The sequence below is a fragment of the Pseudomonas sp. LBUM1670 genome (genome assembly GCF_059695695.1).
The window spans coordinates 2,035,379-2,049,634 of record NZ_CP166783.1; the positions used below are offsets into that span (position 1 = coordinate 2,035,379).

The window sequence follows — 14,256 nt, forward strand, 5'->3', positions numbered from 1 at the left end:
AAAGATTTTTATGCACGAGGCGGCGCATTCTACGCCTTGACGCAGTGGTCAGGAAAAGTCCTGTGTTAGCGATTTGTAATCGCACCGCCACTTGTAGGAGCGAGCTCGCTCGCGATGGACGTTAACGATGACGCGGGTTGTCTGAGTGAACGCGGTGACCTGACGTCCTTCGCGAGCGAGCTCGCTCCTACAGTTATGCGTGCTAGGCGTGAAGAGTCATCTCCGCCTACACTGCCGATCCGCCAAAGGAGCCTGCCATGTTGATTGTTGCCGACGAAAATATTCCGCTGCTCGATGCCTTCTTCGAAGGTTTCGGCGAAATCCGCCGGGTGCCGGGACGTTCCATCGACCGCGCCGCCGTCGAACAGGCCGATGTGCTGCTGGTGCGCTCGGTGACCAACGTCAATCGCTCTCTGCTTGAAGGCAGCAAGGTGCGCTTTGTCGGCACCTGCACCATCGGCACCGATCACCTGGACCTCGATTACTTCCAGCAGGCCGGCATCACCTGGTCCAGCGCCCCCGGCTGCAATGCCCGTGGCGTGGTCGACTATGTGCTGGGCAGTGTGCTGACCCTCGCCGAAATCGAAGGCGCCGACCTCACTCAGCGCACTTACGGCGTGGTGGGGGCGGGCGAAGTGGGCGGTCGACTGGTCAAGGTTCTACAAGGGCTGGGCTGGAATGTGCTGGTCTGCGATCCGCCACGACAAGCCGCCGAAGGAGGCGATTTCGTCAGCCTCGAGCAGATCGTTGAGCAGTGCGATGTCATCAGTCTGCACACACCGCTGAAGAAACACGGTGCCGGATCGACCTGGCATCTGTTCGACAAAAACCGTTTGAACCAGCTCAAGCCCGGCACCTGGCTGATCAACGCCAGCCGCGGCCCGGTGGTAGACAACGCCGCCCTGTGCGAGGTGCTGCTGCAACGCGAAGACCTGCAAGCGGTGCTGGACGTCTGGGAAGGCGAGCCCGAAGTCGACGTGGCGCTGGCCGAACTCTGCGTGCTGGCGACGCCGCACATTGCCGGTTACAGCCTCGATGGCAGACAACGCGGGACGGAGCAAATCCATCAGGCGTATTGCGATTTTCTCGGGCAACCGGCGCGGGTCAGCCTGAGTGATTTGCTGCCGGCGCCCTGGTTGTCGCAAGTGACCTTGCACGCTGACAGTGATCCGGCCTGGGCACTGGCGATGCTGTGCCGTGGCGTGTACGACCCGCGTCGTGACGACGCGGATTTCCGCCGCAGCCTTGTAGGCAGTGTGAATGAGCAGCGTGCGGCGTTTGATGCGTTGCGTAAGAACTATCCGTCGCGGCGGGAGATCGATGGGTTGCAGGTGCGGATTGAGGGGGATGCGCCTGAGTTGTTGAAGATCGTGGCGGCGTTGGGTGCAACGGCTGTCTAGAGACCGGGTCGGCTCCTTCGCGAGCAAGCCCGCTCCTACAGGTCATGCGCCACTGTTGGAGCGGGCTTGCTCGCGAAGGGCCGCACCACAATTCTGGATCAGCACCCACAAAAAACCCGGCCATCTGGGCCGGGTCAAGAAGACGGTGGCTATATCAATCTTGTTTGGCAGGCGTGACCAATCGCTCTTCCAGTTCGCGGCAGGCGTCCTGGATCATGCCTTCAGTGATCGGTACTTCGCGGCCTTTTTCGTCAATGATTGAGCAGCCCAGAGACTGATCTGGCTGTGTGCGGATCACTTGAATCTTGTCATCGCTGCTGTTTTGCAAGGACATGGCCTGTCTCCTCCTCAGGTTGTGTGCTTACTGTAGAACCGCCAGGTGACCGGGCTGTGACAAATCCCTGCGATCTTCTCGGGGCGGCAATACCAGTCCACCAGAAATACCGCAACCTTGCCACCCGAACTTTAGACCATTAGCGTCTAGGGGGTGGTCTTTGCGGTCATAATTAACCTGACTCGTTGTGATTTACAGAGTTTCCCCCCATTGAGCGGTATAGCCGGCCCCTTAACTTGTGAACTGGAAAACCCCGATGCTATCTGCCCGTCACCGTCGCGCGATTCGCCTGGCCAGCCGTTTCCTGGTGCCCTATCGCTGGCAGGCCTTGGGTGCGTTGCTCGCACTCATTGTCACGGCGGGCATCACCTTGTCCATGGGGCAGGGGATTCGGCTGTTGGTGGATCAGGGGTTCATGACCCAGTCAGCGCATTTGCTCAACCAGACCATCGGTCTGTTCATGCTGTTGGTGCTGGGTCTGGCGCTTGGCACGTTTGCGCGTTTTTACCTGGTGTCGTGGATCGGCGAGCGTGTGGTGGCCGACATCCGCCGTCAGGTGTTCAACCATCTGGTCTACCTGCATCCGGGGTTTTACGAAGACAACCGCAGCTCCGAGATCCAGTCGCGGCTGACCGCCGACACCACGTTGCTGCAATCGGTGATCGGCTCTTCGCTGTCGCTGTTTCTGCGCAACTTGCTGATGGTGATCGGCGGGATTGTGTTGCTGTTTATCACCAATCCCAAACTCACCAGCATCGTCGTTGTGGCTTTGCCGCTGGTGATTGCACCGATCCTGATTTTCGGCCGACGGGTACGCAGCCTGTCGCGCCTGAGTCAGGACCGGATTGCCGACATCGGCAGCTACGTGTCCGAAACCCTCGGCCAGATCAAAACTGTGCAGGCCTACAACCATCAGGTCCAGGACGAACAGCGATTTGCCGTGACCGTGGAGGAGGCGTTCAACACCGCCCGTAAACGGATTTTCCAGCGTGCCTGGCTGATTACCCTGGTGATCGTGCTGGTGCTGGGTGCGGTCGGCGTGATGCTGTGGGTCGGCGGTATGGATGTGATGGCCGGGCGGATTTCCGCAGGTGAACTGGCGGCGTTTGTTTTTTACAGCCTGATCGTCGGCAGCGCGTTCGGCACCCTGAGCGAAGTGATCGGCGAGTTGCAGCGCGCCGCAGGGGCCGCCGAGCGAATTGCCGAGTTGCTGCGTTCGGAAAATATAATCCAGCCACCGACCACGGGTCTGGTGACTTTGCCAGCGCGGGTGACGGGGAATCTGGTGCTGCAAGACGTGCGTTTTTCCTACCCGTCGCGTCCTGAAAGCTATGCCATCGATGGCTTGAACCTGTCCATCAGGGCCGGCGAAACCCTGGCGCTGGTCGGACCTTCGGGCGCGGGCAAGTCGACGGTGTATGACTTGTTGCTGCGTTTTTACGACCCGGCCGAAGGCCGCATTCTGCTTGACGGCGTACCGCTGACTCAGCTCGATCCACTCGACTTGCGCCGCTGCTTCGCCCTGGTCTCCCAATCCCCGGCACTGTTCTTCGGCAGCATCGAAGAGAACATCCGCTACGGCAATCCGACGGCGACGTTGGAGCAGGTTCAGGAGGCGGCGAAAATCGCCTACGCCCACGACTTTATCGAGGCGATGCCCCACGGTTATCAGACTCATTTGGGTGACGCAGGCCTCGGTTTGTCCGGCGGCCAGCGCCAACGCCTGGCCATCGCCCGCGCGCTGCTGGTGGACGCGCCCATCCTGCTGCTCGACGAAGCCACCAGCGCCCTCGACGCGCAAAGCGAACACCTGATCCAGCAAGCCCTGCCCAGCCTGATGAAAAACCGCACCACCCTGGTCATCGCCCACCGCCTGGCCACGGTGAAAAACGCCGACCGGATCGCGGTGATGGATCAGGGGAAGCTGGTGGCGGTGGGCACGCATCAGGAGTTGATTGCGAGCAATGCGCTGTATGCACGGCTGGCGGCGTTGCAGTTCAATGATGGACATGAAGCGGCGTGAATGAGCGCTGCTGAATACTGCCGGGTTCGGGCATTATGTCGGCCTCAGTGCGAGCATGGATGAGGATATGAGCCGTTATCAACCACCGTTGACCCTGACCACCAAAATGCTCGCGTTGATCGCCGGGATCAGTGAGCAGATCGGTCAACTTTCGGCTGTGGATGATCGACGGCAGACGCCTCAACTGCGGCGGGGCAATCGTATTCGTACGATTCAGGCTTCTCTGGCGATCGAGAACAATACCCTGAGCATCGAGCAGGTGACTGCTGTTCTGGCGGGGCAGCGAGTGCTGGGATTGCCTCGGGAAATCCAGGAAGTGCGTAATGCCTTTGCGGCTTACGAAGCCATGCCGGATTGGCAGCCAAGTAGCCGAGCCGACCTGCTGCGAGCCCACGAGTTGCTGATGGGGGGATTGATTGACGACTGTGGGCAGTTTCGCCGAGCCGGAGTGGGCATTTACCGTGGCGAGAAATTAGTCCACATGGCGCCGCCACCGAGTCGCATTACGCATTTGATGGATGATTTGCTGGCGTGGCTCGGGGCTTCGGACTGGCATCCATTAATTGTCAGTTGCGTGTTCCACTACGAGTTCGAGTTTATCCATCCTTTCGCCGATGGTAATGGGCGAATGGGGCGACTCTGGCAAACCTTGATCCTTAGCGAATGGCGCCCCGTGCTGGCTTATCTGCCGGTCGAAGCCGTGATTCGAGAGCAGCAGGACGCTTACTACACGGCGTTGTCGGCAGCCGACCAAATGGCCGAAGCGACCCCTTTTGTCGAGTTCATGCTGCAAGCATTAAGCCTGGCGCTTGAGGAAGCCGCCCGCAGCGAGCCAGTGACCGACCTAGTAACCGACCTGGTAACCGACCCAGTAGGGAAACTGCTTTCGGCGCTCCATGCGATAGGCCCGCTTAAAATTAGCGACTTAATGGCAGAGCTCGGTCTGGTTCATAAGCCGACCTTTCGGACTAACTATCTCAGGCCCGCATTGAATGCCGATTTGATTGAAATGACCCAGCCTGAGTCGCCCAGCAGTCCGGCTCAAAAATATCGACTGACCCAGCGGGGCAAGCAGGTTGCCGCACGCCTCAAGTCGGCGTAGACATTCCTGATGCCAATAAAAATGCCCGCATCAATCGATGCGGGCATTTTTGTTTGCGGCTCAAAGCGAAGATCAAAAGATCGCAGCCTGCGGCAGCCCCTACATAACCGGTTCCCGGTTATTGATCATCAAAATACCGCTCATGCCAGTCCACCAACGGCTGTGGCGAGTTAAGCTTCTGGCCGTAGATCACTGAATACGACAACACGTTCTGCACGTATTGGCGGGTTTCGTCGAACGGGATGCTTTCCACCCAGACGTCGAAACTCAGGTGATCCGCGCCGCGCAGCCACTGGCGCACGCGGCCCGGGCCGGCGTTGTAGGCGGCAGAGGCGAGGACGCGGTTGCCGTTGAACTGGCTGTGCACTTGGCTCAGGTAGGCGGCGCCGAGCTGGATGTTCTTGTCCGGATCGAACACTTGCTGCGGCGAGGCCAATGGAATGCTGAACTTGCGCGCGGTTTCCTTGGCGGTGCCGGGCATCAGTTGCATCAGGCCGCTGGCGCCGACGCCGGAGCGGGCGTCGTCCATGAAGGCGCTTTCCTGACGAGTGATGGCGAACACCCAGCTCGAGTGCAGGCCACGAACCTTGGCTTCACGTACCAAAGTTTCGCGGTGGGCCATCGGGAAGCGGATGTCGAGGTCGTCCCAGTACTGCGCCTGACTGATGGTGCGAATCGCCGGGAAGTACCATTTCAGGTCGTAGGCCAGTTTCGCCTGGGCGACCATCTCGTCGCGATTGAAGTGGCGGCTGACGTGATACCACTCGCGACGCCCGTCGACGATCTGCCCGCGTGCGTGGAATTCCAGGGCGCGACGTACCCCCGGCGTGTTGCGAACCTTGTTGATCAACGCCTGGCTGAGCACCAGCGGCTTGTTGATCAGCGAGTAAGGCAGTTGCGAACGATCGGCCGCGAGGAAACCGTAGAAGTCACGTTCGCGGGCGAGGCCTTTATAAAGCGTCTGTGCTTCCGGGTTCTGCGGCTGCGCCAGTTCCAAGCTGCGGGCCTGCCAGTAGCGCCAGCGGTTGGTGGTCGCCAGGTCCTGCGGCAAACGGCGGGTCAACTGATACGCATCGTCCCAGCGGGCCAGACGCAACAGCAGGCGCAAGCGCCATTCGGACACAGTGTTGTCGCGCAATTCCGGGTCGTACTTGGTCATCACGTCCAGCGCGCGAGGGTCGAATCGGCGTGCGAGGGTCAGGCCGATTTCCCGGGCGATCGCGACTTTTTCATCACGGGAAAAATGCATGCTGCTGGCATAACCGTCGAGCAATTCCATCGCCTTGTCCGGGTCTTGCTTGGCCAGACGGCGCAAGCCGAGGCTGACGATGTCAGACATCGGTTCATCGGCCGGGGTGAAGCGCGACGGCTGATTGAGCAGTTCAGGTTTCTGCGCCACCTCCACCAGCAAGCGGCCGCGAGGGGCGAGGGTGGTCAGGCCGTTGACCAGGCTGTTGGCCAGCGGATAGTTGCGCGCCTGAGCGGCCAGCTTGGTGCGCTCCCAGCGTTTCTGTTCGGTCAGTTGGCCTTCGGCCGCCCAGGCGCCGAACAAGCCGTCGCACGCCTCCGGCAGGGATTTACCGGTCAGCCAGAGTTTGTTCGCGTTGGCGTAGCCTTCGGATTTCTGGTTTTGCCCGATCTGGTACTGCGCGTTCAGGCAGTCCAGTTCGGTGAAATTCAGCTTGGGGTCGTAGTACTTGACGAAGGTCGCCCAGTCACCACGCTCGGCCAGCCAGCGCAACCAGCGCAATTTCATCCAATTGGCTTGCGGCAGGTCACCGTGTTCGGCGAGGAATTTCTCGATCTCGGCGTTGCTCGCGGTTTTCAGGCGCGCGGTCAGTTCGTCATACGCCAGATACGGCTCCAGCGGGTAATCGCTGAGCGCCTGGCTGTAACGGAAATAAGGACCGGTATCGCCCTTGGCCAGCGCGCGCTTGGCTTCATCGTAATACTGGCGCTGGGTGGAAAGGTCCACCGCCTGGGCGGTTTGAACGACAGTGGCAGAAAGAAGAAAACAGGACAAAAGACTGAAAAGGCGACTGCGCATGAGACATCCGGGCAGAGAAATCATGACAAGTGCGGGCGTGGGCCGCACTGAATAATCTGTAGCTTAGCCTTTTGCCAGCAGCGGGCGAAAGCTTTGCGGGCCTGTCAGCATCAGTTCGCAACATTTGTCATGCAGAGTGTCGCGAAGGTGAAATTGCCGGCCTTCTGAAGCCTCAAGTCAGGTAGAATGCGCGCCCGGTTTTTGGAGAAGCTCATGACCCTGCTCAAATTCAGCGATGTGTCCCTTGCTTTCGGCGCTATGCCGTTGTTGGACAAGGTGTCCTGGCAGATCGCCCGTGGTGAGCGGGTGTGCATCATCGGCCGCAACGGCACTGGCAAGTCCAGCATGATGAAGCTCGTCAAGGGCGACCAGAAGCCCGACGACGGCTCCGTTTGGCGCGCACCCGGTCTCAAGATTGGCGAATTGCCGCAAGAATTGCCGGTAGCCGACGAGCGGACTGTGTTCGACGTGGTGGCTGAAGGCCTGGACGGTGTCGGCGAGCTGCTCGCGCAGTATCACCACCTGAGCCAGAACATCGTCACCGACGCCGATCTGGACAAACTGATGCACGTCCAGCACGACCTCGAAGCCCGCGACGGCTGGCGTTTGCAGCAACTGGTAGACAGCACTTTGAGCCGTCTGCAGTTGCCGGCCGACAAGACCCTCGCCGAATTGTCCGGCGGCTGGCGTCGCCGCGTTCTGCTGGCGCAGGCGCTGGTGTCCGAACCGGATCTGCTGCTGCTCGACGAACCGACCAACCACCTGGACATCGGTGCAATTGCCTGGCTCGAAGAAGCGCTGAAGGATTTCCAGGGCGCCGTGCTGTTCATCACGCACGACCGTTCCTTCCTGCAGAACCTTGCCACTCGCATCCTCGAACTGGATCGCGGCGGCCTGATCGACTGGAACGGCGACTACGCCAGTTTCCTCGTGCACAAAGAAGCCACGCTGGCCGCTGAAGAAACCGCCAACGCGCTGTTCGACAAAAAACTGGCCCAGGAAGAAGTCTGGATCCGTCAGGGCATCAAGGCCCGTCGCACCCGTAACGAAGGTCGCGTGCGTGCACTGAAAGCGTTGCGCGTCGAGCGCAGCGAGCGTCGTGAGCGTACCGGCAAGGCCAACATTCAGCTGGACACCGCTGACAAGTCCGGCAAACAGGTGATGGTCCTCGAGAACGTGAGTTTCGCTCACCCGGGTGGCCCGTTCCTGATCAAGGATTTCTCGATGGTCCTGCAGCGCGGCGACCGTATCGGTCTGCTGGGCGCCAACGGTACCGGCAAGACCACGCTGCTGAAACTGATGCTCAGCGGTCTGCAACCGACCAGCGGCAAAGTGGAAGAGGGCACGCGCATCGACGTGGCCTACTTCGACCAGTTGCGCCATCAGTTGGACCTGGAAAAGACCGTGATCGACAACGTGGCCGAAGGTCGCGACTTCATCGACATCGACGGTCAGAGCCGTCACGTGCTGAGCTACCTCGGCGACTTCCTGTTCAGCCCGCAGCGTGCCCGCACGCCGGTCAAGGCGCTGTCTGGTGGTGAGCGTGCCCGTCTGTTGCTGGCGAAACTGTTCAGCAAGCCAGCGAACCTGCTGGTCCTCGACGAACCGACCAACGACCTCGACGTGGAAACGCTCGAACTGCTGGAAGAGGTCTTGCTGACCTTCAACGGCACCGTGCTGATGGTCAGCCACGACCGGGCATTCCTCGACAACGTGGTCACCAGCACCCTGGTCTTCGAAGGTGAAGGCAAGGTTCGCGAATACGTTGGTGGTTACCAGGACTGGCTGCGTCAGGGCGGCTCGCCGCGCCTGCTGGGCGTGACCGAGAGCAAGTCCGGCAAGGCCGACCTGAACTCTGCCGTTGTCTCAGCCGAACCTGCGCCAGTCGCAGCAGCCGTCGAAGCACCGGTGGCGAAGAAGAAGCTCAGCTACAAGTTGCAGCGTGAGCTGGAAATGTTGCCGGCTCAGATCGAAGCCATGGAACAACAGATCGCAGTCGTTGAGGCCCAGATGGCCGATGCTGGCTTCTATCAGCGTCCTGCTGCCGAGACCGCCGCGGTGATCGCTCAGTTGGAGCAATTGCAGGCTGAGCACGACGTCATGGTCGAGCGTTGGGCCGAGCTGGATGCCTGATTGAACCAGTAACAAAAAAGCCCGGCGCTCAGTGATGAGCGCCGGGCTTTTCATATGTAATACGATCTGCAGACTGGCGCAGATCCACTTGTGGGAGCGGGCTTGCTCGCGAAAGCGGTGTATCAATCAACATTGAAGTCGGCTGATACACCGCTTTCGCGAGCAAGCCCGCTCCCACAGGGTTTTTGTATTGTCAGCTTTTGTTTTGCAGGCGCACTGCCAGCACATCGCAAGGCGCACCGTGCAGCACATCGTTGGCGGTAGAGCCCAGCAATAGCGCCAGACCGTGCCGGCCATGGCTACCTACCACAATCAGGTCGCAGGTTTGTTCCTTGGCCAGGTGATGAATCTCCTGGCGCGGCTGGCCGTAGGTCAGGTGGCTGTATTCCTTGGAGAGTTCCGGGTACTTCACGATCAATCGGTCCAGTCGTTCCTTGGCCTGATCGAACTGCTGCTGTTGCAGTTGAGACAGGTCCATCGGCACGTCGCCGCCGAAGGCCATGGCCATGGGTTCGACAATGTGCACCAGGGACAACTTCGCGCCATTGCTCACTGACAGTTCGCGAGCACGGTGGATGACAGGGTCGCACTCTTCGGTCAGGTCTACAGCGACCAGAATGTGGTTGTAGGGCATGAGGTGCTCCTCCTGAGGATTGCAATATTGGTAAGTATGGCTGGTTTCAAGCGCATTGTTCTCAAAGTGACCCAAAGCGCTCATCAAGAATCGGGAGTACACATATGACGGTCTGGATAGTGGTGTCAATCCTGTTGGTGGTGCTGAGCCCGCTGGCATGGTTGCGACCGTCCCGTGGTCAGAGCGGGCGCATGGCCCTGCGCATGGAGGCGCGACGCATCGGGCTGGCCATGCAGCTTGCGCCTCAGGAGTGGCCGCACTGGTTGAGTCAGGAGCCGCCGAGCCCTTGCGCGCAGTACCATCGACCTCGTCGCGGCAATCAGCCGGCGTGCTGGAGCTACTGGCAGAAGTCGCCGGGCGTGTGGGTGAATCAGTGGCAGGAGGTCTGCGAGGATCAAGCGCTGCTCAATCATTTCGAAAAATTGCCTGCCAATGTCTACAAGATCGAAGCGGACAAGCAAATGATCACGTTGTATTGGGGCGAGAAGGGCGAGGCGACGGTTTTGCAACAAATCGATGCCACCCTCAAAGCCCTCGCCTGAACCCCGATCCCCTGTAGGAGCGAGCTTGCTCGCGATGAACCTGAGAACGCCGCGGGGCACCAGGTTCCACACGTCATCGTTGACGACCATCGCGAGCAAGCTCGCTCCTACAGGGGGGCAATAAAAAGCCCGACATTCATCATCGGGCTGGAGTTGGCCAGGCAGGCCGGTAATTCGATCTTGCGCCGGGCATTCGCCGACGTGTTGATATTTTTTCCGCAATCTCCCGCCCAGCGTAGCCTGTTAAACAAAGGCTGCCGGGAATTAGGGCGACTTTTCTAAGTATTGATTCTATGAATGGTCTCGCATGTATCCGTGTGATGCAGGTACTCGTGGTACGGAAATGACCGGAAAGTCGCATTTAAACCCGTATTTTGTGCGATTGACAATTGTCGGAAATTCCGTGAAGGTGGTGTGCCCCAAATCAAACGGGCGTATGAATTGAGCGTTTGCATTGCAGACCGTTCCTACAGAACCCCGACTATCGCGTTGGCGGGTGTGCCGGGTGGATTGGCGTAGCATCGACGATAACGTCCTGCCGAGCCATTCATCTGCGTCCGACGTGTACTGTTCAGCTTCCATATCGTGGAGATCAGTTGATGATTTACGAAGGTAAAGCCATCACGGTTAAAGCCCTTGAAAGTGGCATTGTCGAATTGAAATTCGACCTCAAGGGTGAGTCCGTCAACAAGTTCAACCGTCTAACCCTGAGCGAACTGCGTCAGGCCGTAGACACCATCAAGGCAGATGCTTCGATCAAGGGTGTGATCGTCAGCAGCGGCAAGGACGTGTTCATCGTCGGCGCCGACATCACCGAATTCGTCGAGAACTTCAAGCTGCCGGATGCAGAGCTTGTTGCAGGTAACCTCGAAGCCAACAGGATTTTCAGCGATTTCGAAGACCTCAACGTCCCGACTGTCGCCGCAATCAACGGCATCGCCCTGGGTGGCGGTCTGGAAATGTGCCTGGCGGCGGACTACCGCGTCATGTCCACCAAGGCCAAGATCGGTCTGCCGGAAGTCAAACTGGGCATCTACCCGGGCTTCGGCGGTACTGTTCGCCTGCCGCGCATCATCGGTGCCGACAACGCCATCGAGTGGATTGCCGCCGGCAAGGAAAACCGTCCTGAAGACGCGCTGAAAGTCGGCGCCGTCGATGCCGTGGTTGCCCCTGAGAAACTGCAGGAAGCCGCTCTGGAACTGGTCAAGCGCGCCATCTCCGGCGAGTTTGATTACAAGGCCAAGCGTCAGCCGAAGCTTGAGAAACTCAAGCTGAACGCCATCGAGCAAATGATGGCTTTCGAAACCGCCAAAGGTTTCGTGGCCGGTCAGGCTGGCCCGAACTACCCGGCGCCGGTTGAAGCGATCAAGACCATCCAGAAAGCCGCGAACTTCGGTCGCGACAAAGCGCTGGAAGTCGAAGCCGCCGGTTTCGTCAAACTGGCCAAGACCTCTGCCGCGCAGAGCTTGATCGGTCTGTTCCTGAACGATCAGGAATTGAAGAAAAAGGCCAAGGCCTACGACGAAATCGCCAAAGACGTGAAGCAGGCTGCCGTATTGGGCGCCGGCATCATGGGTGGCGGTATCGCTTATCAGTCGGCCTCCAAAGGCACGCCGATCCTGATGAAGGACATCAACGAGCACGGCATCGAGCAAGGCCTGGCTGAAGCCGCCAAGCTGCTGGTGAGCCGCGTTGATAAAGGTCGCATGACCGCGGCGAAAATGGCTGAAATCCTCAACGGCATTCGTCCAACCCTGTCCTACGGCGACTTCGGTCACGTCGACCTGGTTGTCGAAGCTGTCGTCGAGAACCCTAAGGTCAAGCAAGCCGTTCTGGCCGAAGTCGAAGACAAGGTCAAAGAGGACACCATCCTCGCGTCCAACACCTCGACCATTTCCATCACCTTGTTGGCCAAGGCCCTCAAGCGTCCGGAAAATTTCGTCGGCATGCACTTCTTCAACCCGGTGCACATGATGCCGCTGGTTGAAGTGATCCGTGGCGAGAAGTCCAGCGAGCTGGCCGTTGCCACCACCGTTGCCTACGCCAAGAAAATGGGCAAGAACCCGATCGTCGTCAACGACTGCCCGGGCTTCCTGGTCAACCGTGTACTGTTCCCGTACTTCGGCGGTTTCGCCAGACTGGTCAGCGCCGGTGTGGACTTCGTCCGTATCGACAAGGTCATGGAAAAATTCGGCTGGCCAATGGGCCCGGCGTACCTGATGGACGTGGTCGGCATCGACACCGGCCACCACGGTCGTGACGTGATGGCTGAAGGCTTCCCGGACCGCATGAAAGACGACCGTCGCTCGGCTATCGACGTGCTGTACGAAGCCAAGCGCCTGGGCCAGAAGAATGGCAAGGGCTTCTACGCCTACGAGACCGACAAGAAGGGCAAGCAGAAGAAAGTCGCCGATCCGTCGGTGCTGGAAGTGCTCAAGCCGATCGTTTTCGAACAGCGCGAAGTCACTGACGAAGACATCATCAACTGGATGATGATCCCGCTGTGCATGGAAACCGTGCGTTGCCTGGAAGACGGCATCGTCGAAACCGCTGCCGAAGCCGACATGGGTCTGGTCTACGGTATCGGTTTCCCTCCATTCCGTGGCGGTGCGCTGCGCTACATCGATTCGATCGGTGTGGCAGAGTTCGTTGCCCTGGCTGACCAGTACGCTGATTTGGGCGCGCTGTACCACCCGACCGCGAAGCTGCGTGAAATGGCCCAGAACGGCCAGAGCTTCTTCGGTTAAGCGCCCCCAACTAGAGTGAGAGTGAATATATGAGCTTGAATCCTAGAGACGTCGTGATTGTCGACTTCGGTCGTACTCCGATGGGCCGCTCCAAGGGCGGCATGCACCGTAACACCCGCGCCGAAGACATGTCGGCGCACCTGATCAGCAAATTGCTGGAACGCAACGTCAAGGTCGACCCGAACGAAGTCGAAGACGTGATCTGGGGCTGTGTGAACCAGACCCTGGAGCAGGGCTGGAACATCGCCCGCATGGCTTCGTTGATGACCCAGATCCCGCACACTGCCGCCGGCCAGACCGTCAGCCGTCTGTGTGGCTCGTCGATGAGCGCTCTGCACACTGCTGCGCAAGCGATCATGACCGGCAACGGTGACGTGTTCGTCGTCGGCGGCGTCGAGCACATGGGCCACGTGAGCATGATGCACGGTGTCGATCCGAACCCGCACATGTCGCTGTACGCGGCGAAAGCCTCGGGCATGATGGGCCTGACCGCTGAAATGCTTGGCAAAATGCACGGCATCACTCGCGAGCAACAGGATGCTTTCGGCGTGCGCTCCCACCAACTCGCCCACAAGGCGACCTTGGAAGGCAAGTTCAAAGACGAAATCATCCCGATGCAGGGCTACGACGAGAACGGTTTCCTGAAACTGTTCGACTACGACGAAACCATTCGTCCGGAAACCACCCTGGAAAGCCTGGCGGCGTTGAAGCCAGCGTTTAACCCGAAGGGCGGCACCGTGACGGCCGGTACTTCGTCGCAAATCACTGATGGTGCTTCGTGCATGATCGTGATGTCGGCGCAGCGTGCACAGGACCTGGGCATTCAGCCTCTGGCGGTGATTCGCTCGATGGCAGTGGCAGGTGTGGATCCGGCAATCATGGGCTATGGTCCAGTACCGTCCACACAGAAAGCACTGAAGCGCGCGGGCCTTGGCATCAACGATATCGACTTCTTCGAGCTCAACGAAGCTTTCGCCGCACAGGCCCTGCCAGTGCTGAAAGATCTGAAAGTGCTCGACAAGATGAACGAGAAGGTTAACCTGCACGGCGGCGCGATCGCTCTGGGTCACCCGTTCGGTTGCTCCGGTGCGCGTATCTCCGGCACTTTGCTGAACGTGATGAAGCAGAATGGCGGCACCTTCGGGGTGGCTACCATGTGCGTTGGTCTCGGCCAAGGCATCACCACCGTCTTCGAACGCGTTTAAGCGTTTCGTTGAAGGAAGCCGGGGCCAAGTGCCCCGGTTTTTGTTTTTCCGGAATTATTTTTGTTTTTATTTTGAAAAGATTTGAGTGA

General features: G+C 59.3%; 10 protein-coding genes. 7 read left to right on the forward strand and 3 right to left on the reverse strand.

What is annotated here, in order from left to right; translation table 11 throughout:
* The first annotated feature begins 257 nt into the window (after positions 1 to 257).
* Positions 258 to 1,400, forward strand: coding sequence for a 4-phosphoerythronate dehydrogenase PdxB (pdxB, locus tag ACA073_RS09270; RefSeq protein WP_497403004.1), 1,143 nt, complete (start codon positions 258 to 260; stop codon positions 1,398 to 1,400).
* A gap of 154 nt (positions 1,401 to 1,554) precedes the next feature.
* Here the strand turns inward: pdxB and ACA073_RS09275 are convergent, their stop codons facing one another.
* Positions 1,555 to 1,734: a PA1571 family protein gene (locus ACA073_RS09275; RefSeq protein ID WP_497403005.1), complete on the reverse strand. Its 180-nt coding sequence runs from the start codon at positions 1,732 to 1,734 to the stop codon at positions 1,555 to 1,557.
* Positions 1,735 to 1,990: 256 nt separating this feature from the next.
* On the opposite strand from ACA073_RS09275, the gene ACA073_RS09280 reads away from it, so the two are divergent.
* Together ACA073_RS09280 and ACA073_RS09285 are read left to right on the forward strand one after the other, a co-directional pair.
* Positions 1,991 to 3,757 carry an ABC transporter transmembrane domain-containing protein gene (locus tag ACA073_RS09280; RefSeq protein WP_497403006.1) on the forward strand — a complete coding sequence of 589 codons (1,767 nt, stop codon included), beginning with the start codon at positions 1,991 to 1,993 and terminating at the stop codon, positions 3,755 to 3,757.
* 67 nt (positions 3,758 to 3,824) lie between these two features.
* Complete coding sequence (locus ACA073_RS09285) at positions 3,825 to 4,859, forward strand: Fic family protein (RefSeq protein WP_497403007.1); 1,035 nt, start codon at positions 3,825 to 3,827, stop codon at positions 4,857 to 4,859.
* Between the two features lie 118 nt (positions 4,860 to 4,977).
* Here the strand turns inward: ACA073_RS09285 and ACA073_RS09290 are convergent, their stop codons facing one another.
* Complete coding sequence (locus ACA073_RS09290) at positions 4,978 to 6,906, reverse strand: transglycosylase SLT domain-containing protein (RefSeq protein WP_497403008.1); 1,929 nt, start codon at positions 6,904 to 6,906, stop codon at positions 4,978 to 4,980.
* A gap of 213 nt (positions 6,907 to 7,119) precedes the next feature.
* Between ACA073_RS09290 and ACA073_RS09295 the strand changes: the two genes are divergently transcribed.
* The gene (locus ACA073_RS09295) at positions 7,120 to 9,039 is read left to right on the forward strand and encodes an ATP-binding cassette domain-containing protein (RefSeq protein WP_497403009.1); all 1,920 of its coding nucleotides are present in this window, start codon (positions 7,120 to 7,122) and stop codon (positions 9,037 to 9,039) included.
* Between the two features lie 193 nt (positions 9,040 to 9,232).
* Here the strand turns inward: ACA073_RS09295 and ACA073_RS09300 are convergent, their stop codons facing one another.
* On the reverse strand, positions 9,233 to 9,673 hold the full coding sequence (locus ACA073_RS09300) for a universal stress protein (protein WP_008028495.1): 441 nt from the start codon (positions 9,671 to 9,673) through the stop codon (positions 9,233 to 9,235).
* A gap of 104 nt (positions 9,674 to 9,777) precedes the next feature.
* Between ACA073_RS09300 and ACA073_RS09305 the strand changes: the two genes are divergently transcribed.
* From ACA073_RS09305 to fadA, 3 genes are all read left to right on the forward strand, one after another.
* Positions 9,778 to 10,215: a hypothetical protein gene (locus ACA073_RS09305; protein WP_461951046.1), complete on the forward strand. Its 438-nt coding sequence runs from the start codon at positions 9,778 to 9,780 to the stop codon at positions 10,213 to 10,215.
* A gap of 599 nt (positions 10,216 to 10,814) precedes the next feature.
* Positions 10,815 to 12,962 carry a fatty acid oxidation complex subunit alpha FadB gene (gene fadB / locus ACA073_RS09310; RefSeq protein ID WP_497403010.1) on the forward strand — a complete coding sequence of 716 codons (2,148 nt, stop codon included), beginning with the start codon at positions 10,815 to 10,817 and terminating at the stop codon, positions 12,960 to 12,962.
* 29 nt (positions 12,963 to 12,991) lie between these two features.
* Entirely contained in the window at positions 12,992 to 14,167 is a 1,176-nt protein-coding gene (gene fadA / locus ACA073_RS09315; RefSeq protein WP_497403011.1) for an acetyl-CoA C-acyltransferase FadA, read from the forward strand.
* The last annotated feature ends 89 nt before the right edge of the window (positions 14,168 to 14,256 follow it).

Bases quoted from the DNA above. Each gene is read 5' to 3' on its own strand.
- ACA073_RS09280 (WP_497403006.1), top strand. From the start codon at position 1,991: ATGCTATCTGCCCGTCACCGTCGCGCGATTCGCCTGGCCAGCCGTTTC.
- fadB (WP_497403010.1), top strand. From the start codon at position 10,815: ATGATTTACGAAGGTAAAGCCATCACGGTTAAAGCCCTTGAAAGTGGC.
- ACA073_RS09305 (WP_461951046.1), top strand. From the start codon at position 9,778: ATGACGGTCTGGATAGTGGTGTCAATCCTGTTGGTGGTGCTGAGCCCG.
- fadA (WP_497403011.1), top strand. From the start codon at position 12,992: ATGAGCTTGAATCCTAGAGACGTCGTGATTGTCGACTTCGGTCGTACT.
- ACA073_RS09275 (WP_497403005.1), bottom strand. From the start codon at position 1,734: ATGTCCTTGCAAAACAGCAGCGATGACAAGATTCAAGTGATCCGCACA.
- ACA073_RS09295 (WP_497403009.1), top strand. From the start codon at position 7,120: ATGACCCTGCTCAAATTCAGCGATGTGTCCCTTGCTTTCGGCGCTATG.
- ACA073_RS09290 (WP_497403008.1), bottom strand. From the start codon at position 6,906: ATGCGCAGTCGCCTTTTCAGTCTTTTGTCCTGTTTTCTTCTTTCTGCC.
- ACA073_RS09300 (WP_008028495.1), bottom strand. From the start codon at position 9,673: ATGCCCTACAACCACATTCTGGTCGCTGTAGACCTGACCGAAGAGTGC.
- pdxB (WP_497403004.1), top strand. From the start codon at position 258: ATGTTGATTGTTGCCGACGAAAATATTCCGCTGCTCGATGCCTTCTTC.
- ACA073_RS09285 (WP_497403007.1), top strand. From the start codon at position 3,825: ATGAGCCGTTATCAACCACCGTTGACCCTGACCACCAAAATGCTCGCG.